General features: G+C 61.3%; 15 protein-coding genes. 6 read left to right on the top strand and 9 right to left on the bottom strand.

Annotated elements, in window-relative coordinates:
• Positions 1-3: 3 nt before the first annotated feature.
• The 3 genes from ybeY to miaB all read right to left on the bottom strand — a co-directional run bounded on the left by ybeY (position 4) and on the right by miaB (position 3,151).
• Entirely contained in the window at positions 4-486 is a 483-nt protein-coding gene (ybeY, locus tag CAL20_RS18780; RefSeq protein WP_094822720.1) for an rRNA maturation RNase YbeY, read from the bottom strand.
• A 134-nt stretch (positions 487-620) separates the two neighbouring features.
• Complete coding sequence (locus tag CAL20_RS18775; RefSeq protein WP_094822543.1) at positions 621-1,643, bottom strand: PhoH family protein; 1,023 nt, start codon at positions 1,641-1,643, stop codon at positions 621-623.
• An 8-nt stretch (positions 1,644-1,651) separates the two neighbouring features.
• Positions 1,652-3,151: a tRNA (N6-isopentenyl adenosine(37)-C2)-methylthiotransferase MiaB gene (miaB, locus tag CAL20_RS18770; RefSeq protein ID WP_094822542.1), complete on the bottom strand. Its 1,500-nt coding sequence runs from the start codon at positions 3,149-3,151 to the stop codon at positions 1,652-1,654.
• A 169-nt stretch (positions 3,152-3,320) separates the two neighbouring features.
• Between miaB and CAL20_RS18765 the strand changes: the two genes are divergently transcribed.
• From CAL20_RS18765 to CAL20_RS18750, 4 genes are all read left to right on the top strand, one after another.
• Entirely contained in the window at positions 3,321-4,100 is a 780-nt protein-coding gene (locus CAL20_RS18765; RefSeq protein ID WP_254924233.1) for a phosphatase PAP2 family protein, read from the top strand.
• Between the two features lie 264 nt (positions 4,101-4,364).
• Positions 4,365-5,063: a gluconate 2-dehydrogenase subunit 3 family protein gene (locus tag CAL20_RS18760; protein WP_094822541.1), complete on the top strand. Its 699-nt coding sequence runs from the start codon at positions 4,365-4,367 to the stop codon at positions 5,061-5,063.
• 3 nt (positions 5,064-5,066) lie between these two features.
• Positions 5,067-6,836 (top strand): GMC family oxidoreductase, encoded by a 1,770-nt coding sequence (locus CAL20_RS18755; RefSeq protein WP_094822540.1) that lies wholly within the window; start codon positions 5,067-5,069, stop codon positions 6,834-6,836.
• A 10-nt stretch (positions 6,837-6,846) separates the two neighbouring features.
• Positions 6,847-8,205: a c-type cytochrome gene (locus CAL20_RS18750; protein WP_094822539.1), complete on the top strand. Its 1,359-nt coding sequence runs from the start codon at positions 6,847-6,849 to the stop codon at positions 8,203-8,205.
• A gap of 492 nt (positions 8,206-8,697) precedes the next feature.
• Here the strand turns inward: CAL20_RS18750 and secF are convergent, their stop codons facing one another.
• From secF to queA, 5 genes are all read right to left on the bottom strand, one after another.
• Positions 8,698-9,630: a protein translocase subunit SecF gene (gene secF, locus CAL20_RS18745; protein WP_094838632.1), complete on the bottom strand. Its 933-nt coding sequence runs from the start codon at positions 9,628-9,630 to the stop codon at positions 8,698-8,700.
• A gap of 50 nt (positions 9,631-9,680) precedes the next feature.
• Entirely contained in the window at positions 9,681-11,561 is a 1,881-nt protein-coding gene (gene secD, locus CAL20_RS18740) for a protein translocase subunit SecD (RefSeq protein ID WP_094822537.1), read from the bottom strand.
• A 137-nt stretch (positions 11,562-11,698) separates the two neighbouring features.
• Positions 11,699-12,040 (bottom strand): preprotein translocase subunit YajC, encoded by a 342-nt coding sequence (gene yajC / locus CAL20_RS18735; protein ID WP_094822536.1) that lies wholly within the window; start codon positions 12,038-12,040, stop codon positions 11,699-11,701.
• Between the two features lie 229 nt (positions 12,041-12,269).
• Complete coding sequence (tgt, locus tag CAL20_RS18730; protein WP_094822535.1) at positions 12,270-13,406, bottom strand: tRNA guanosine(34) transglycosylase Tgt; 1,137 nt, start codon at positions 13,404-13,406, stop codon at positions 12,270-12,272.
• Positions 13,407-13,408: 2 nt separating this feature from the next.
• Positions 13,409-14,503, bottom strand: coding sequence for a tRNA preQ1(34) S-adenosylmethionine ribosyltransferase-isomerase QueA (queA, locus tag CAL20_RS18725; protein WP_094838631.1), 1,095 nt, complete (start codon positions 14,501-14,503; stop codon positions 13,409-13,411).
• Between the two features lie 372 nt (positions 14,504-14,875).
• Here queA and dacB point away from each other — a divergent pair, with 372 nt between their 5' ends.
• Together dacB and upp are read left to right on the top strand one after the other, a co-directional pair.
• A complete protein-coding gene (gene dacB, locus CAL20_RS18720; protein WP_094822718.1) occupies positions 14,876-16,321 on the top strand; it encodes a D-alanyl-D-alanine carboxypeptidase/D-alanyl-D-alanine endopeptidase in 1,446 nt (481 codons plus the stop codon).
• A gap of 248 nt (positions 16,322-16,569) precedes the next feature.
• Positions 16,570-17,208, top strand: a complete 639-nt coding sequence (upp, locus tag CAL20_RS18715) for a uracil phosphoribosyltransferase (RefSeq protein ID WP_094822533.1) — start codon at positions 16,570-16,572, stop codon at positions 17,206-17,208.
• A 39-nt stretch (positions 17,209-17,247) separates the two neighbouring features.
• Here upp and cysG read toward each other — a convergent pair whose 3' ends face one another.
• Complete coding sequence (cysG, locus tag CAL20_RS18710) at positions 17,248-18,663, bottom strand: siroheme synthase CysG (protein WP_094822532.1); 1,416 nt, start codon at positions 18,661-18,663, stop codon at positions 17,248-17,250.
• Positions 18,664-18,883: the final 220 nt, after the last annotated feature.

Raw genomic sequence — 18,883 nt, 5'->3', positions numbered from 1 at the left:
GCTTCAGGCGTACGGATCGGCAATGCGCATACCGGCCAGAATCTCGGTTTCGAGGGTTTCCATGCGGCGGGCGTCGCGAGCCTTGATGTGGTCGTAGCCCAGGGCGTGCAGGACGCCATGTATGGTCAGGTGAGCCGCATGATCCAGCAGGGTTTTGCCCTGTTCGCGAGCCTCGCGTACGAGCACGGGGACACAGATGACGATATCGCCGCGGGCCGTGCCGAGCGGGTCCGTGCCGTATTCGAAGGTCAGCACGTTGGTGGCGTAATCTCGTTCGCGATAGGCGTGGTTGAGCTTGCGGCCCTCTGCCTGGCCTACCAGGCGCAGGCTGAATTCTGCCCGGGTGCAGTCGATCAGGCCGTCACGCGCCGCCCCGTCCAGCGCCCGGCGCGCCCAACGGCGCAGGCGCCAGCGCGGCAGGCGCGGCTCGGTGATGCCGTATTGCACGGAGAGGGAGAGTTCGGGCAGAGTCAGCTCGGCGTTCATGGTGGTGGGGTGAGCGGCAGGCGCGGACCGGTTGGCGTTCATGTTCTATTGCGGGTGGCCACAAGGGCCGGATACGTTGGCCGGCCTGTTAATGCGCCGGTTCTTGCCGACGCGTTGCCAGGCTGGCTGGACGCTCAGGATTCCTCTTCGGCCGCTTTGTCGTAGGCGTCCACAATACGGGCGACCAGCGGGTGGCGAACCACGTCGCGGCTCGTAAAGCGCGTGGTCGCGATACCCTGAACGTCTTCCAGTACCCGCACGGCATGCGCGAGGCCGCTTTGCTGGCCACGCGGCAGGTCGACCTGCGACGGGTCGCCGGTAATCACGGCTTTGCTGCCGAACCCGATGCGGGTCAGAAACATTTTCATCTGCTCGGGCGTGGTGTTCTGTGCCTCGTCCAGAATCACAAAGGCGTGATTCAAGGTGCGGCCGCGCATATAGGCCAGCGGAGCGATTTCGATGGTCTGTTTTTCGAACAGGCGCTGGACTTTGTCAAAGCCCATCAGGTCGTACAAGGCATCGTAGAGCGGACGCAGGTACGGGTCGACTTTTTGTGCCAGGTCGCCGGGCAGAAAGCCCAGGCGTTCGCCTGCCTCGACCGCGGGACGGGTCAGCACCAGCCGTTGCACCGAATCGCGCTCCATGGCGTCGATGGCGCAGGCAACGGCCAGCCACGTTTTGCCCGTGCCGGCAGGGCCGATTCCGAACGTGATGTCGTGTTTGAGAATGTTTTCGAGGTATTCACGTTGCCGAGGGGTACGCGGGCGCAGATCGCTGCGCCGCGTCCGCAAGGCAATGCCGCCGTCTTCGCTGGCGGTAGGCAGCGAGGACGGCTCGATGCCGCGCGGGTCTGTCGGCTGCGATTCATTGCGGCCTACGCCCATTTCAACTAAGCCGAGCTGGATATCGTCGACGGACAGGGCGCGATGCACGGCTTGTTCGTGAAAGCGTCGCAGGGCGCGGCCGGCTAGTTCGGCACGTTCACCCTCGAGCGTGACGCGGCTGCCGCGGCGTGCCAGGGTGACACCCATGCCATCGGCGAGCTGACGGAGATTTTCGTCGAGCGGGCCGCAGAGATTGGCCAGATGGGTGTTGTCGCCGTCCAGGTTGACGATGGTCGGCATGGTGCGTCGGGAGCGGCTGCGTGGTGCTGTCATTCGTGGCCTTATGCGGGGCTGTGTGCGGAGTGTTGCGCGGCAGGCGTTGATACGTCGTGATCCTGGCCGTCGACATCCGCGACGCGGGCGCGCAGGGAGTTGGGATAGGCTTCGGTGATGATGACGTCCACCATCTGGCCGATCAGCCGGGCCGGTGCGGGGAAATTGACGATCCGGTTGTTTTCCGTGCGGCCCATCATCTCGTTAGGGTCGCGCCGAGACGGGCTTTCTACCAGGATGCGCTGGCGGGTGCCGACCATGGATTGAGCGATGGCGGCGGCCTGTTTGTTGATCAGGGCTTGCAGCTGTTGCAGACGGCGCAGTTTGACGTCCTGCGGTGTATCGTCGGTCAGGTCGGCCGCCGGCGTGCCAGGGCGGCGCGAATAGACGAATGAGAACGAGGTATCAAAGCCTACGTCCTCGATCAGTTTCATCGTTTTCTGGAAGTCTTCTTCGGTTTCGCCGGGAAAACCCACGATGAAATCCGACGACAGGGTCAAGCCGGGGCGCGCCGCGCGCAGGCGCCGCACCACGGATTTGAATTCCAGTGCGGTATAGCCGCGTTTCATGGCAGCCAGCACGCGGTCGCTGCCGGCTTGCACGGGCAGGTGCAGGAAGGAGACGAGCTTGGGCAGGCGAGCGTAGGCATCGACCATGCGCTGCGTCATTTCCTTGGGGTGCGAGGTGGTGTAGCGGATGCGCTCGATGCCGGGGATTTCGTGCACGTATTCCAGCAGCATCGCGAAGTCGGCGATTTCGCCCGAATCGCCCATGGGGCCGCGGTAGGCGTTGACGTTTTGGCCCAGCAGGGTGACTTCTTTCACACCCTGGTCGGCCAGGTCGGCAACCTCGATCAGCACGTCGTCAAAGGGGCGGGACACCTCGACGCCGCGCGTATAGGGCACCACACAGAAGCTGCAATATTTGCTGCAGCCTTCCATGATGGAAACGAAGGCCGAGGCGCCGTCCACCCGAGGGGGAGGCAGTGCGTCGAACTTTTCGATCTCGGGAAAGCTGATGTCGACCTGCGAGGCACCGGAATCGCGGCGGCGCTTGATGAGCTCCGGCAGGCGGTGCAAGGTCTGCGGGCCGAACACGACGTCGACATAGGGCGCACGCTTGACGATGGCCTCGCCTTCCTGGCTGGCCACGCAGCCGCCCACGCCAATCACCAGATTGGGGTTGGTTCTTTTCAGGTGCTGCACGCGGCCCAGATCGGAGAACACCTTTTCCTGCGCCTTTTCACGTACCGAACAGGTGTTGAACAGGATGACGTCGGCTTCTTCGGGGTTGTTGGTGAGCTCCAACCCCTGGTCGTCACGCAATACGTCGGCCATTTTGTCCGAATCGTACTCGTTCATCTGGCAGCCAAAGGTGCGGATGTAGAGCTTGCGGACGCCGGACGGGGTTGCCGTGATGCCGCTGTCGGACACTGGGGAGTTCAGGGTGGCGGGGCCGGATGCCGCGGGCGCGGGGGCGCCAGCGCGCTTGAGAGTGGTTTCTTGCATGATGTGCGCCGTGACGGGTGTAGATCCCGGGGGCGAAAGGAAAAGAAACAATCATTTTACCGCGTGCGGGTATTTCAGTCTTGGTCTGGAGACAATTGGCGTATACGATGTGGGCCGCGCGGCGCCGCCTTGAGGGGGCGTGAATGTATTGCTATCTACGCTTATTTCCATGACATCTACTCAAGGTTTGCCTCCTGTCTCCCCTGTGGAGGCGATTCCGACGACCGAGGCCGAGGTCGTCGCGGCCCCTCATGTGACTTCTCATGCTATGGCACATTTCCCGCGCAGACCTTTTCGTGGCGTGTTGTTGACCGCGTGTTTTGCTCTGCTGCTGTTGTTGATGAGCCGCTGGGTCGACCAGCCGTTGACCTTGGCTATCGAAAAGCATATGTCGCCGGTGGTCAACGAGATCTTTGACTACATCGGGTATCTGGGCGATAGCGAGATGTATTTGTTCGCGGCGCTGTTCGTCTACGTGGTGTCGCTGGTCGGTATTCGCCGCGGCTGGGTTTGCCCGGTCCGGACGGGTTTTGAGCGGCTCGCTCGCTATGGCATGCTGGTGATCAGCTCGATGGCGGTGGGCGGTTTGATCACTTTGATTCTAAAAAAACTGGTCGCGCGCACCCGGCCCGAGGTATTGCTCGAAGACGGGTGGCACGGCTTGGTCGAGCCGTTTACGCGGGGCAACGACTACAGTTCTTTTCCGTCGAGTCATACGCTGACGGCGTTTGCGGTCGCTGCCGCCATCGGTGAAATCGCGCCGCGCTGGCGGGCGCCTGCACTGTTGTTGGCGGCCTTGGTGGCGATCAGCCGCGTGATCAATCGGGATCACTTTCTGTCGGATGTCACGGCCGCTGCGGCGATTGGCATCATGGTGGCGCATTATCTGGCGCCCTATGTGCTGGATGAGCGCCATCGCTGGATGCTGCGCAAGCCCTGGCGGAAGTAGTTTTTCTGCGAGTTGGCTGAAGGGCCGAAAGGTATTCAAGCTCGGCCGAACCCTTCACCTGTCCACACCGTTTTTAAGCCCCATTACCCCGTCTGCTCAGAGCACGGACGGGGTGCTGCTGCCTGTAACGCTAAAATACGGCCGCTCCTTTGCAGTCTGCCCAAAAGCGTTCTCTGTGGAGCAGTGTGGGTAATCTGACACAAAAAAGCAAAGATTTAAACGGGGGGACCATTTCACGATGGTCTCTGGAAGAAGGAATTCGATATGCCTGACTCGCGTCCTCATAGTCGTAGGACCTTTCTGCTTGCGTCCAGCGCAAGCATGGCGCTCACAGGCTTGGCCATGCCATTGCGTGCCAATGCCAAAGAAGCCGCTGTTCAGCTTGATAAATACAAGCCTGTGTATTTCACACCCGAAGAGTGGAGTTTCGTGCTCGCGGCCACGGCGCGGCTGATCCCCTCGGAAGGCGACGGTCCTGGGGCGCTGGAAGCCCACGTTCCGGTGTTTATCGATCGCGAATTGGCGGGCGAATATGGCAGCGCCAAGGATTGGTATATGCAAGGGCCGCACGATCCGACGGCGAGCCCGGACCGAGGCTGGCAAAGCCCACTGAATCCGGCCGAACTCTACCGTAAGGCGATCCCCGCGTTTAACGCGTGGTGTGAGTCGCGCTGGAGCAAAGATTTCAAGAGCCTGACGCCCGAACAGCAGGACGAGGCGCTCACCGCGTTGCAAAAAGGCGAAGCAAAGCTGGCGCCCGAGCTCAGCTTCTTCTTTGCCACTTTGCTGAGCAATACCAAAGAAGGCTATTTCGCCGATCCCATGTATGGCGGCAACTATGGCATGCAAGCCTGGAGCTATATCGGTTTTCCGGGAGCACGCGCCGGCTTTACAGAGTGGGTGGACCAGCACAACGTGAAGTATCCGCTGGGTCCGGTTTCCATCAAAGGCGAAAGGGCTTGAAGCATGGCACGCATTGAAAAAAAGAAGGACGTAGTAATCGTCGGTTTGGGTTGGACTGGTTCCATCGCAGGCATTGAATTGGCCGCTGAAGGCCTGGAAATCGTGGCACTGGAGCGTGGCCGCGACCAGAACACCGTGCCCGAATTCAAGTATCCCAACCAGATCGATGAGCTGAAGTATGGTGTGCGGCTCAAGAACATGCAGCATCCCAGCCAGCAGACGGTGACTGTTCGCCGTCGCGATTCGGAAATCGCTTTGCCGTACCGCTCCATGGGCTCGTTTTTGCCCGCTAATGGCGTAGGCGGGGCTGGCACGCACTGGAATGGTCTGCTGTGGCGGCCGCAGCCTGAGGAAATCCAGTTGCGCAGCTACGTGAAGGCGAATTGGGGAGAGTCCATCATTCCTGAGGGGATGAACTTGATGGACTACCCGGTGACCTACGATGAGCTGGAGCCGTTTTTCACGCAGTTTGACCGGGTCGCCGGCATCTCCGGCAAGGCAGGTAACCTCAAAGGCAAGATCCAGGAAGGCGGAAATCCGTTTGAGGGCTGGCGCTCGGAGGAATATCCCATGCCGCCCCTGCCGCGCACCTATGACTCGACCAAGTTCGAGGCCGCCTGTAAGGCGATGGGCTATCACCCGTTCCCGGCGCCGGCAGGGGTCGCGTCCACGGCCTACGTGAATCCGTATGGCATGCAGATGGCGCCCTGTAATTTCTGCGGTTTCTGCGAACGCTATGGGTGTTATCAGTATTCGAAGTCGTCGCCGCAGACCGCTATCCTGGACGCGCTCAAGCGCAAGCCGAATTTCACCTATCGCACGCATGCCGAGGTGTTGCGCGTGGAGATCGCGGCCGATGGCAAGACTGCCACTGGCGTGACTTATTTCGATGCCATCAATCAGGAAGAAGTCTTTCAGCCTGCCGACCTCGTGATCCTGTCGGCGTACCAACTGAATAACGTGCACCTGTTGCTGGTGTCGGGCATTGGCAAACCCTATGACCCGGCTACCAATGAAGGTGTGACGGGCAAGAACTACGCCTATCAGATGAATGGCGGCGTGACCATGTTCTTCAAGGATGCCAATTTCAACCCCTTTATCGGGCACGGTTCGAACGGCATCTGCATCGACGACTTCAGCGTCAATCAGAACGATTTTGGCAAGCTGGGCTTTATCGGCGGCGCCTACTGGCGCTCGGGTACGTTCAATGGACAGCCCATTCGCTCCATGAGTCTGCCCAGCGGCACGCCGACCTGGGGCGGCAAATGGAAGGAGGCCATCAAGGAATATTACGGCCGCTCCATGTCGATCGGTTCGCACGGCTCGCATATGTCTTACCGCGCCAACCACTTGGATTTGGACCCGACTTACAAGGACCCGCATGGCCGGCCGTTGATGCGCATGACGTTCAACTGGCAGGAAAACGACCTCAAGATGAACCAGTACATGAAGATCAAGGCTGCAGAGGTGGGACGCGCGATGAAGCCGGACCTGATGCAGCTGGGATTCAAGGATATCGGCGCGCAGTACGACGTGCGGCCCTATCAGACGACGCACAACACGGGCGGCCACATCATGTCCAGCAGTCCGCTCGAAGGTGTGGTGAACCGCTATTGCCAGGCCTGGGACAAGCACAACGTGTTCGTCATGGGTGCAGGCAATTTCGTGCAGAACACGCAGTACAACCCCACCGGCATGGTGGGTGCCTTGGCCTACTGGACGGTGAATGCCATCCGTACGCTGTACCTGCGCAACCCGCGTCCCCTGGTTTGAGGAGAACAAGATGAAAAAAGTGCTCCGCATTCTGGGTGTCTTGGTGGTACTGGCGATCGTCGGTCTGCTGGCCTTTATCTACGTTCCTGTCCAAACCACTCCGCCCAAGGAGATCTTGGCTGCCGATGGGAAAATCGAACCCGGCCGTGGCGAATATGTCATGCGTGCTGGGGACTGTATGGCGTGCCATACTGCGACTGGCGGCTCGCCGCTGGCTGGTGGCCGGGGTATCGAGAGCCCCATGGGCACCATCTGGTCGTCCAACATCACTCCCGACAAGGAAACCGGCATCGGTAACTGGACGCTGGATCAGTTCCGCTCTGCGATGGTCGATGGCGTGGTCAACGGTAAGCACCTGTACCCGGCCATGCCCTACGAGAACTATCGCTTCATGAGCGAGAGCGATATCCAGGCCTTGTACACGTACTTGATGAACGATGTGAAGCCGGTGAAAAACGAGGTGCAAGCCACGGAACTGGCGTTCCCGTTCAACCTGCGCTTTGGTATCCGGGCCTGGAACTGGTTGGCTTTGAGCGGGGATTCGTCCTTCAAGCCGATGGAGGGTGGTAATGAGCAGCAGCTCCGAGGCCAGTATCTGGTCGAAGGCGCCGGTCACTGCGCAGCCTGCCACAGTCCGCGTACGGCGTTCATGGCACAGGATGGCACGCGCTTGGGCGATGCCAATTTCCTGACCGGCGGTGAGCTCGACGGCTGGAGTGTTCCTGCGCTGCGTGGTCCCAACTCGGGCATCGAGAAATGGTCCACCGCGGAGTTGGCGGCGTATCTGGGCACGGGGCGTAATGTGCACGCTATCGCGAACGGGGAAATGGCATTGGCGGTCGAGCATTCGTTGCAGTATCTGAATGATCAAGACTTGAATGCGATGGCGGTATTCCTCAAGTCGGCGGATGGCCAGGCGGTACAAGAGGCGCCCAAGCAGGTGGCCGCGCCTGGTCCTCGCCCGATGCCGGCGGCGCCAGCCGACGAGGCGGGGCAGGCAACTGCCAAGATGCTGACGGCTGCTTCGCCTGATATGCCTCTGGGGGCGCGGCTGTACCTGGATAACTGCGCTGCTTGCCACTTTGTTACCGGCAAGGGGGCTCCGGAGATTTTCCCTGAGCTTCAGGGCAATGCGATGGTTCAGGGCAAGGATCCCAGCCCGCTCCTGTCGGTCATCCTGAACGGGACTTCTGTGCCGTCGACGGATCGCCGCCCTATGCATCTGGTGATGCAGGGGTATTCGGATCGTTTGAATGACGAGGAAGTCGCGGCACTGGCTAGCTTTGTGCGTTCCGGATGGGGCAACAAGGGGGGCGAGGTGTCCGCGGATCAGGTGGCTAAGGTTCGCTCGGTGGCTGTGCAGCATTGAGCGTGAAAGGGTCCGGCTTTGCTGTGTCGGTGAGGTCGGACTGCATGTTTGTGTGAGTTGGGTTCTTTAGCCGTTTGCCGCAGCCGGGTAGGCGTGGCGGACGGGCCTGGTCAGCTGACTCGTCCCCTCAACGGGGACTCGGCCTTCGCCCGTGCACCATCGGCGGGCCGGGGGCCAAACTCGCTTCGCTCAAACATGGCCCCCGGACTTCCCCCGCCGATGATGCACGGGCTCGGCAGCCTCCAACAGGCCCGCCCGCCACGCCTACCCGGCTGCGGCAAACTCACGGTGAATGAGATGCCAATGCCAACAGGTTTGGAAGGGTGCGTTTTACTTTTAAGGGCGTTGAGGCATTAAGGCATTAAGGCATTAAGGCATTAAGGCATCAAGGCATCGACGCTTGGCTGTAAATGTCGCTGTGATTACCAAAAAAAATCGGGCACCTGAGTTCAGGTGCCCGATTTTTTTGCGGGATGAGAGATCAATCAGCGATCAGGCGATCTCTGCGTCGCCTTCTTTTTTGACCGGTTTGACCAGGTCTTCACGCTTGACGCCCATCCACATGGCCAGTGCGGCGGCCACGAAGACTGACGAGTAGATACCGAACCAGATGCCGATTGTCAGCGCCATGGCGAAGTAGTGCAGCGACGGGCCGCCGAAGAACAGCATGGCCAGCACCATCATTTGTGTAGAGCCGTGCGTAATGATGGTCCGGGAGATGGTTTGGGTAATGGCGCTGTTGATCACCTCGTGCACATCCGCTTTACGGTATTTGCGGAAGTTTTCGCGGATCCGATCCATGATCACCACGGATTCGTTCACGGAGTAGCCGAGCACCGCCAACACGCCTGCGAGCACCGATAGGGAAAATTCCCATTGGAAGAACGCGAAAAAGCCGAGGATGATCACCACGTCATGCAGGTTGGCGATCACGCCGGCAACTGCGAATTTCCATTCGAAGCGTATGCCCAGGTAAATCATGATGCCCAGCACGACGAACAGCAATGCCATCAGGCCGTTGTGCAAGAGCTCCTGGCCGACCTGCGGGCCGACGAATTCGACACGGCGCAGGTCTGCCGAGGGGTCGGCTGCCTTGAGGGCGCCCATGACGGTTTCGCTTTGTGTTGCCGAGGTTTGACCTTCGGTCAACGGCAAGCGGATCATGACGTCGTGCGAGGTGCCGAAGTTCTGTACCTGGAAATCGGAGTAGCCGAGTTTGGATACGGCTGTACGCACGCTGTCTAGTTGTGCAGTCTGCGCGTAGTTGACTTCCATGACCGTGCCGCCGGTGAACTCGATCGACAGGTGAAAGCCGCGGGTGATGATAAAGAACACCGCCGCCAGGAACGTCACCAGGCTGATGATGTTCAGCACCAGCGCGTGGCGCATGAACGGGATGGTGCGATGGATACGGAAAAATTCCATGTTTCGCCTTGAGTCTTATCGATGTTGGGCGGCTGGGCCGCCCAACCAGGTCAATTTGCCTTGGGTTTCCAGACGGTGCCGATGGACAGGCTCGCGAGCTTTTTCTTGCGGCCGTACCACAGGTTGGCCAGCGCGCGTACGCCTACGACCGAGGTGAACATCGAGGTCACGATACCCAGGCAGTGCACGACGGCGAAGCCACGGATCGGGCCGGAACCGAAAGCCAGCAATGCCAGACCCACGATCAATGTCGTCAGGTTCGAGTCCAGAATCGTGCCCCAGGCGCGTTCGAAACCGTGGTGAATGGCCTGCTGCGGCGAGGCGCCGTTACGCAGTTCTTCGCGGATCCGTTCGTTGATGAGCACGTTCGAGTCGATGGCCATGCCGAGTGTCAGCGCAATAGCGGCAATACCGGGCAGGGTCAGCGTGGCTTGCAGCATCGACAGCAGCGCCAGCAACAGCAGCACGTTCATCGTCAGACCAATCGTCGAGAAGACCCCGAACAAGTGGTAGTACAGAATGATGAACACGGCGATGGCCAGGAAGCCGTACAGCGTGGAGTGGAAACCCTTGGAGATGTTGTCCGCCCCGAGGCTCGGGCCGATGGTGCGCTCTTCGATGATGGACATCGGTGCGGCCAGGGCGCCGGCGCGCAGCAGCAGGGCGGTATCGGCGGCTTCTTCGGCGGTCATGCTGCCGGAGATCTGTACTTGGCCGCCCGCGATTTCGCTGCGGATGACCGGTGCGGTGACGACTTCGCCTTTGCCGTTTTCGAACAACAGGATAGCCATGCGCTTGCCGACGTTGTCACGCGTGACGTCGCGGAAAATGCGTGCGCCCTTGCCATCGAGGGTCAGGTGCACGGCGGCCTGCTGGGTCTGCGAGTCGCGGCCGGGTTGGGCGTCCTGCAGGTTTTCACCGGTCAGGACGACTTGGCGGCGTACCAGCAGGGGACGGCCATCGCGATCAGTGTAGCGTTCCAGGCCAAAGGGCACCGTGCCGCCCATCAGCGCGGTCTGCGCGGCCGGAGAGTCGTCTACCATGCGGATTTCCAGCGTGGCGGTACGGCCCAGCAGTTCCTTGGCCTTGGCGACGTCTTGTACGCCGGGCAACTGGACAATGATGCGATCCGAGCCCTGCTGTTGAATGACAGGTTCGGCCACGCCCAACTCGTTGATACGGTTGTGCAGCGTGTTGATGTTCTGCTTGAGCGCGGAATCCTGGACGCGGGTGACGGCGGCCGGGCTCAGCATGCCGATCAGCGTGGCGCGATTGCCGTCTTCGCCGGTCGTGAATTCGAGGTCCGGCAGGCGGCTGCGCAGTACGCTCTGGGCGCGGTCACGCTCGTTGGCGTTGCTGAATGTCGCAACCACGGACGAGCCAGAGCGTTCGACACCCTGGGTGGGGATTTTTTCGTCGCGCAGCGAGGTGCGTACGTCGGCGGCCAGTGAGTCATAGCGGGCTTGCAGTGCTCCTTGCATGTCGACTTGCAGCAGAAAGTGCACGCCGCCACGCAGGTCCAGGCCCAGATACATGGGTTTGGGCTCGAACCAGCCCAACGCGCGCATCCAGGGCGGCGAGGCGGGCAACAGGTTCAGCGCCACGGTGTATTGCGGGTCGCCGGGAGTGGTGTTCAGGGACCTGTCGAGCAGGTCGCGTGCTTGCAGTTGCACGTCGGTGGACGGCAGTCGGGCACGGATCGTACCCAGCGTACCGTTTTGCTCGTAGTACACGCTGGAGACGGGAATATTGCCGGCAGTCAGTATTTGTTCGACGCGGCCAAGCATGGCTTCGTCGACTTTGATCGTGGCTTTGGCGCTGGAGACCTGCACGGCGGGAGACTCGCCGTAGAAATTGGGCAGGGTATACAACAGGCCAATAATGACCGCGACCAGCACCGTGATGTACTTCCAGAGGGGATAGCGGTTCATTGGCGGCTAGTTCATGCGAGATAACGGAAAAGGCCCCACGCTGCGTCGTCGGCTTGCGACCCCCACGAGGGAGCGCTTGCCTTGGGGCGGCCCGGTGGCAAAAAGGCCCCCTGATATAAGGGGGCCGGATATGACGCTTACAGGGCCTTGATGGTTCCCTTGGGCAGCACGGTCGAGACCGAGGTCTTCTGCATCAGGACTTCCACGGGCTTGTCGGCCAGGTCGGCGACTTCGAGGGTGATGTAGGTGTCGGTGACCTTGGAGACCTTGCCCAGCATGCCGCCGGCGGTCAGGACTTCGTCGCCCTTGGCGAGGTTGGCCACCAGGTTGCGGTGTTCTTTCTGGCGCTTCATCTGCGGACGGATCATCAGGAAATAGAGGATCACGAACATCAGCACGATGGGCAGCATGCCCATCAGCGCGCTGCCTTCGGGGGCGGCCTGGGCCAGAACGATGCCGGCGGTATCGATAACGGACATAGTAAATCTCCTGAATGAGGGTGTTCGGGTCGAATTATGAAAGGTTTTTGTAGCGCCCGTCCCCGCGCGAGCCTTGGACAGGGCAAGCCGACTATTGTAGCGAGGTTATGTGGTCGGCAGGGTCAGGCGGAAAATCCAGGGTGTTACGGGGCCGTACAAGGCCCGATCTGAGCAGGTCCGAAACGTCCCCGAGGCGGCTTTGGGACAATATTGGAGACGCCACGAATCGCTACTCAATCCCGCGTGCCCGGTCGGCCGCGAACTTGGCGCGCCACGCCTGGAACGTGCCTGCGGCGATGGCTTCGCGCATTTCGCCCATGATGGTCAGGTAGAAATGCAGGTTGTGCAGCGTGTTCAGGCGCGCGCCGGTGATTTCGTTGGCCCGTTGCAAATGATGCAGGTAGGCGCGCGAGAAATGGGCGCAGGTGTGGCACGCGCAGCTCGGGTCCAGTGGGCGAGTGTCGTCGCGGTACTTGGCGTTGCGGATCTTGATATCGCCGTAACGGGTGAAGAGCCAGCCGTTACGGGCGTTGCGCGTGGGCATGACGCAGTCGAACATGTCGACGCCGCGCGACACGCCCTCGACCAGGTCCTCGGGGGTGCCCACGCCCATCAGGTAGCGCGGAGCCTGTGTGGGCAGGCGGGGAGTGACGTGCGCCAGGATGCGCATCATGTCTTCCTTGGGCTCGCCCACCGACAGGCCGCCGATAGCGTAGCCATGAAAACCGATATCCGTCAGGCCGGCCAGGGACTCCTCACGCAGCGATTCGTACATGCCGCCCTGCACAATGCCGAACAGGGCATTGGGATTTTCCAGACGGTCGAATTCCTCGCGCGAACGACGCGCCCAGCGCAGCGACATGCGCATCGAGCGGGCGGCCTCCTCAGAGGTGGCCGGACGGCCATCGATCTGGTAGGGCGTGCACTCGTCGAACACCATGACGATGTCGGAGTTCAGCGAGCGCTGGATCCGCATGGATTCTTCCGGTGTCAGGAACAGCTTGGCGCCATCGATGGGCGATGCGAATTTCACGCCTTCTTCGGTGATCTTGCGCATGCCCTGCAGGCTGAACACCTGAAAACCGCCCGAATCGGTCAGGATCGGTTTGTCCCATTGCATGAATCCGTGCAGGCCGCCGTGGCGATCCAGGATGTCTGTTCCGGGGCGCAGCCACAGGTGAAAGGTGTTGCCCAGCACGATCTGTGCGCCGATTTCCTTGAGCTCGTGCGGCAGCATGGCTTTGACGCTGCCGTAGGTGCCCACCGGCATAAAAATCGGGGTTTCGACCACGCCGTGGTTCAGGGTGACGCGGCCGCGGCGGGCTTGGCCGTCGGTCGCCAGGAGTTCGAAATTCAGTCCAGTCATGGTCAGGCAGAGGGAGATTCGATGAACATTGCGTCGCCATAGCTGAAAAAGCGGTAGCGTTGGGCGACGGCATGGGTATAGGCGCGGCGGATGGGCTCGACGCCGGCCAGCGCGGACACCAGCATGAGCAGTGTCGATTGCGGCAAATGGAAATTGGTGACGAGCGCGTCCACGACCCGATAGCGATAGCCCGGGGTGATGAACAGGCGGGTGTCGCCCTGAATGGAAGTCAATGGCGCGTCCGGGCCCGCGGGATTCTGCGCTGCGGCCGATTCCAGGGCGCGCACGCTGGTGGTGCCCACGGCGATCACACGCCCGCCCTGGGCCCGCGTACGCGCGATGGCATCGATCACGGGTTGGCCGACGGTGTACCACTCGGCATGCATGATGTGATCGGCGATGTTGTCGACTCGCACCGGTTGAAAGGTGCCGGCGCCGACGTGCAAGGTGACAAAGGCGCGTTCGACGCCCAGTTCCGCGACGCGGTCCAGCATGGCCTGGTCAAAGTGCAGACCAGCCGTCGGCGCGGCGACGGCACCCGGTTCGCGGGCGTAGACCGTTTGATAGCGGTCTTCGTCAGTGGCGTCGGCCGCGTGGGTGATGTAAGGTGGCAGGGGCGTCGCGCCGTGGGTATCCAGCAAGTCCAGCACGGGGGCCGGAAATTGCAGGTCAAAGAGCTCGCCGTCCCGGCCCAGCACCGTCACATCAAAGGCATCGGCCAGACGTAGCGTCATGCCCGGCCCAGGCGATTTGCTGGCACGCACGTGGGCCAGCGCACGCTGTGGTTCGACGATGCGCTCGACCAGGACCTCGACTTTGCCGCCGGTGGCTTTCTGGCCGGTCAGGCGGGCCTTGATGACGCGTGTGTCGTTGAACACCAGCAAATCATTGGGGCGCAGCAGGTCGGCCAAATCAGGGAACCGCCGGTCATGCAGTGCGCCTGACGCATCCAGATGCAGCAGGCGGCTGCCGCCGCGCTGTGCCGCAGGTGTCTGCGCAATCAGCTCGGGCGGTAATTCGTAGTCGAAGTCGGAAACAGTGAGGGTCGAGGACACGCGGAACAATTCAAGTAAAAACGCCAGGGATCGCCGCCCCATTGAGCTAGGCGGAGGGCGTGGATTGGGCCATATTGTAAGTGCCTGGCCGGCCATCCTCTAATGGGCCCCTCTCGTCGGCCCTTTCGTGACCTGTGCGCTGCCCGTTGCACACTGATCGCGCGCCCATTGCGCGCTCCTTTTGCGTCGCCGCGCAGCGCTTTGTGTCGTCGAGTGCATCGCCCGTCATGCCGACCGTGCGTCCGCGCTAGACGTTCCATCCGTTATTTCTCGTCGGCGACCGGGTGATTGACTGCCGATTTCGTTGCTGCCATCCCACCAGATCGCGAGGACGCGTTGACGCAACAGCCACTTGTCAATCAGGTTCGGTATGCTTGCGTCTTTGGACATCATTGGTATGGCGGCGGGCACAGCATGACGGCACAGGCGGACAAGCGACACGGGCGACTCAAACGATGGTTCGTGGCGTGCGCGCTGTTGGGGGCTGCCGTCATGGCGCAGGCTCAGGACGTCATGCCCGATGAACTGACGCAGGCCTGGAAGGCATCCGGATTGCCCGGCACATCGCTGTCGCTGGTTGTGCAAGAGCTCGGCGGTCAGCGCATGGTGGCGATCAACGCCAACGAGCCACGCAATCCTGCATCAGTCATGAAACTGGTGACTACCTGGTCCGCCTTGTCGGAGCTGGGACCCAATTATGTCTGGCGTACGGATTTTCTGTTGGAGCCGGGCGCCGGCCCTGATACGCATGGCGCATTACGCGGCCCCTTGTATTTGCGGGCGGGGGGAGACCCGTATTTGCTGATACAGGATATGTGGACTCTGTTGCGGGAGTTGCGCTTGCGCGGCGTCAAGCAGATCGGTGATCTGGTGATCGACCGCAGTATTTTCGGCAATGTTGCGACGGATCCGGGGGCTTTTGACGGTGCGCCGGATCGTGCTTATAACGCCAGTCCCGATGCCTTGATGGTGGGATTTGGCGCCCTGCGCCTGCTGTTTACGCCAGACCAGGCAGCCCAGAAATGGGTGCCGATCATCGATCCGCCACTACCCGGCATACGGCTGGAGGGGCAGGTGGGTTGGAGTACGGCGCGCTGCCCCGGTCCTCCTGTGGTGACGACAGATCCCGTGCTGACACAACAGGGTGTTTCTATCCGGCTCGGCGGCTCGGTCGCGGGGTCTTGCGGGGAATTCAGTTTGTACCGCTTGGCGCTGTCGCAACCGGAGTTCACCGAGTCCCTATTCCGCCAGTTGTGGCGTGAGTTGGGCGGGACGTTCAAGGGGAAAATCCGTGCCGGCCGGGTGCCAGCCGATGCGGTGGTGCTGGCCTCGCACGAGTCTCCCCCGTTAGGCGAGGCCATTCGCCAGATCAATAAACGGAGCAATAACGTGATGGCTCGCACGGTCTTGTTGACCCTGGGAGCAGAGCGCGGCACGCGGCCGGCGACCACGCAGACCAGCGAGGCAGTGGCCAAATCGGTGTTGGCTTCCCAGGGGCTGAATATGCCCGAGCTGGTCATGGACAACGGCTCGGGTCTGTCGCGCGACGCGCGTGTGTCGGCCGAAAGCCTGGCATCTATGTTGACCCTGGCCTGGCAATCGCCGTTGATGCCCGAATATCTGTCTTCGCTGTCTATTGCCGGCGTGGATGGCACGATGCGCCGGCGGTTGAAGGGAGAAGAAACCGTCGGTATGGCCCACCTGAAGACCGGCTCCTTGCGGGATGTGCGGGCCGTGGCGGGCTATGTGCTGGGCGCCAGCGGCAAGCGCTATGTCGTGGTCAGCATCGTCAACGATCCAAACGCGGCGGCGGTGCGCAAGTTCGATGATGCGTTGATTGAGTGGCTGGCAGCTAAATAAATCGATGGAGCCAGCGGTGGCGTCCGGTTGTATCTCTTGACCAGGTTATGCCCATCGAGTCGTCCCGTTGACCGCATGATCGGCAGTGGCGTGAAGGTGGGATAGAAACGAACGGCAGCCCGTTGGCAGCGGCGCCGTCATCGACAAATAGCGCACCCATCGTCGGCAGTGCGACCTTGTAGCGCTAAAATTCATTCTGTTTTGACCTGGCCGCCTCGCTGCCTCATTGTTTTTGGAGACTTCCGCACATGCCCGTGCACGAAATCCGTCATCCGCTGATTCGCCACAAGCTCGGCATCATGCGTCGTGCTGACCTCAGCACCAAGAGCTTTCGTGAGTTGTCTCAAGAAGTCGGCGCTTTGCTGACCTACGAGGCATCCAAAGACCTGCCTTTGGCCACCACCACGGTAGAAGGCTGGTGCGGCACGGTAGAGGTCGAGAAAATTGCCGGCAAAAAAGTGACGGTCGTGCCGATTCTGCGTGCCGGCATCGGCATGCTGGACGGGGTGTTGAGCCTGATCCCCGGCGCCAAGGTCAGTGTGGTCGGAGTCGCCCGCAACGAGGAAACGCTGCAGGCGCATACTTATCTGGAGCGTCTTGTCGGGGAATTGGATCAGCGCCTGGCGCTGATCGTGGATCCCATGTTGGCCACGGGCGGTTCAATGGTGGCGACGATCGATATGCTCAAACGCGCCGGCTGTCGCGAGATTCGCGCCTTGGTTCTGGTCGCCGCACCGACCGGTATTAAAGCGGTCTTGGATCGCCATCCCGATGTGCATATTTACACTGCGTCGATCGACCAGGGATTGAACGAAAACGGCTACATCATGCCGGGCCTGGGCGATGCGGGCGACCGGATCTTTGGTACGAAGCAAAAAGCAGAATAAGAAATTGGCCGCGCCGTCCTCGCACCCGCCGGCGTCATATCAGGCCGCCAACGCCTCTCGCTGGCCTTCTTCGTATCGGCCAAACCAATGCAATTGGCGAGCGAGCCCTGCGACTTCGCCTATCACCAATAACGCGGGCGCGCGCACGTTGTGGCTGCGTGCTACGGCGGCGAGTTCATCCAGGCGTCCTGTGATGACCCGCTGTTCGGGGCGGCTGCCGTTTTCGATCAGGGCGAACGGCGTCGCGGCAGAACGGCCGTGGCTGATGAGCCGGGCAGACAGCGTTCCCAACTGCCCGACGCCCATATAGAACGCCAGCGTCTGGTGTTCGCGGGCCAATCCGGCCCAATCCAGCGTGTCTTCGTCTTCGCGGCAATGTGCCGTGACCAGGCGTACGGATTGCGCATGGTCGCGATGGGTGAGAGGGATGCCGGCATAGGCGGCACAGGCCAGTGCCGCCGTGATGCCGGGTACGACTTCGTAGCGGATATCGTGTGCGCGCAGATATTCCAGTTCCTCGCCGCCACGTCCAAAAATGAAGGCATCGCCGCCTTTGAGGCGTACGACGCGCCGGCCGGCCTGCGCATGTTCGACCAGCAGCGCATGAATACGGGATTGCGTAGCGTTGTGGTCTTCGCCGAGCAGCTTGCCCACGGAGATACGGTCGGCATCGCGACGCGCCAACGCCAGCACTGCGGGGCTGACCAGACGGTCGTACAGGATGACATCGGCCTCGTTGAGGGCGCGTAAGGCCTTGAGGGTCAGCAGGCTAGGGTCGCCCGGGCCCGCGCCGACGAGCACGACGCTGCCTTGACTGGCAGGTTGCGGACTGTCGAGCTCGGCGTTGAGCACGCGTTCGGCTTCGGCGGGTTGTTGTTGGCGCAGCAGGCTCGCGACAGGGCCGTCCAGCAGCCAGTCATAGAACCGCCGGCGTTGTTTCAGGTCAGGGCGGCGTTCGCGGATACGCGGACGATGGAGAGCGGCCAATGCAGCCAGAGATCCCAACGAATGATCGAACAGCGACTCTATCCGTTCGCGCAGGCGGCGCGCCAGCACGGGCGCTACGCCGGACGACGAAATCGCCACGATCAAGGGGGAACGGTCGACGATGGACGGGACTTGAAACGACGATAGCTCCGCATCATCTACGACATTGCTGAAAATGCGCCGGGCTTCGGCAGCCTCGGACACTGCCGCATTGACCGACCGGTCGTCGGTGGCGGCGACGACTAGCCAAGCCTCGTCCAGCCATTCGGGTTGAAACTCGCCTTTGAATACGCGAATGCGGCCTTGGTCGGCCAGCTCGGCCAGTTCCGGCACGAGTTCAGGCGCCCCAACCTGCACATCGGCCGATGCCTCTAACAGCAGTTGGACCTTGCGCGCAGCGACTTCGCCGCCGCCGACTACCAGCACGCGGCGACCCTGTAGATCTGCAAATAAGGGGAAAAGCTTCATCCGTTGCTCCGAGAAACCTCGGTATTCCTGTCGGGGAGGAAAGGGGCGCAGCCGAGGGGCTGCAAGATTGGTCTGATTTGAATTGGTGGCTGGATAAGAATCCAGTTTTCCGGTCTGACGCGTGTAGTGTCTCGGGGATGCAAACCAAACGTACCTATCGATTCCGGTTCTATTCGACGTTCGAGCAAGCACTGCCACGTTTGCGGATAGGCATTACCAA

The sequence above is a fragment of the Bordetella genomosp. 4 genome (assembly GCF_002261185.1).
GTDB lineage: Bacteria > Pseudomonadota > Gammaproteobacteria > Burkholderiales > Burkholderiaceae_B > Bordetella_A.
The sequence above is the reverse complement of the archived record's forward strand: the minus strand, read 5'-3'. Positions and strand labels throughout refer to the sequence as shown.

Excerpts from the sequence above, each read along its gene's own strand:
- ybeY (WP_094822720.1), bottom strand. The coding sequence starts at position 486 with ATGAACGCCGAGCTGACTCTGCCCGAACTCTCCCTCTCCGTGCAATAC.
- CAL20_RS18775 (WP_094822543.1), bottom strand. The coding sequence starts at position 1,643 with ATGACAGCACCACGCAGCCGCTCCCGACGCACCATGCCGACCATCGTC.
- miaB (WP_094822542.1), bottom strand. The coding sequence starts at position 3,151 with ATGCAAGAAACCACTCTCAAGCGCGCTGGCGCCCCCGCGCCCGCGGCA.
- CAL20_RS18765 (WP_254924233.1), top strand. The coding sequence starts at position 3,321 with ATGACATCTACTCAAGGTTTGCCTCCTGTCTCCCCTGTGGAGGCGATT.
- CAL20_RS18760 (WP_094822541.1), top strand. The coding sequence starts at position 4,365 with ATGCCTGACTCGCGTCCTCATAGTCGTAGGACCTTTCTGCTTGCGTCC.
- CAL20_RS18755 (WP_094822540.1), top strand. The coding sequence starts at position 5,067 with ATGGCACGCATTGAAAAAAAGAAGGACGTAGTAATCGTCGGTTTGGGT.
- CAL20_RS18750 (WP_094822539.1), top strand. The coding sequence starts at position 6,847 with ATGAAAAAAGTGCTCCGCATTCTGGGTGTCTTGGTGGTACTGGCGATC.
- secF (WP_094838632.1), bottom strand. The coding sequence starts at position 9,630 with ATGGAATTTTTCCGTATCCATCGCACCATCCCGTTCATGCGCCACGCG.
- secD (WP_094822537.1), bottom strand. The coding sequence starts at position 11,561 with ATGAACCGCTATCCCCTCTGGAAGTACATCACGGTGCTGGTCGCGGTC.
- yajC (WP_094822536.1), bottom strand. The coding sequence starts at position 12,040 with ATGTCCGTTATCGATACCGCCGGCATCGTTCTGGCCCAGGCCGCCCCC.
- tgt (WP_094822535.1), bottom strand. The coding sequence starts at position 13,406 with ATGACTGGACTGAATTTCGAACTCCTGGCGACCGACGGCCAAGCCCGC.
- queA (WP_094838631.1), bottom strand. The coding sequence starts at position 14,503 with ATGGGGCGGCGATCCCTGGCGTTTTTACTTGAATTGTTCCGCGTGTCC.
- dacB (WP_094822718.1), top strand. The coding sequence starts at position 14,876 with ATGACGGCACAGGCGGACAAGCGACACGGGCGACTCAAACGATGGTTC.
- upp (WP_094822533.1), top strand. The coding sequence starts at position 16,570 with ATGCCCGTGCACGAAATCCGTCATCCGCTGATTCGCCACAAGCTCGGC.
- cysG (WP_094822532.1), bottom strand. The coding sequence starts at position 18,663 with ATGAAGCTTTTCCCCTTATTTGCAGATCTACAGGGTCGCCGCGTGCTG.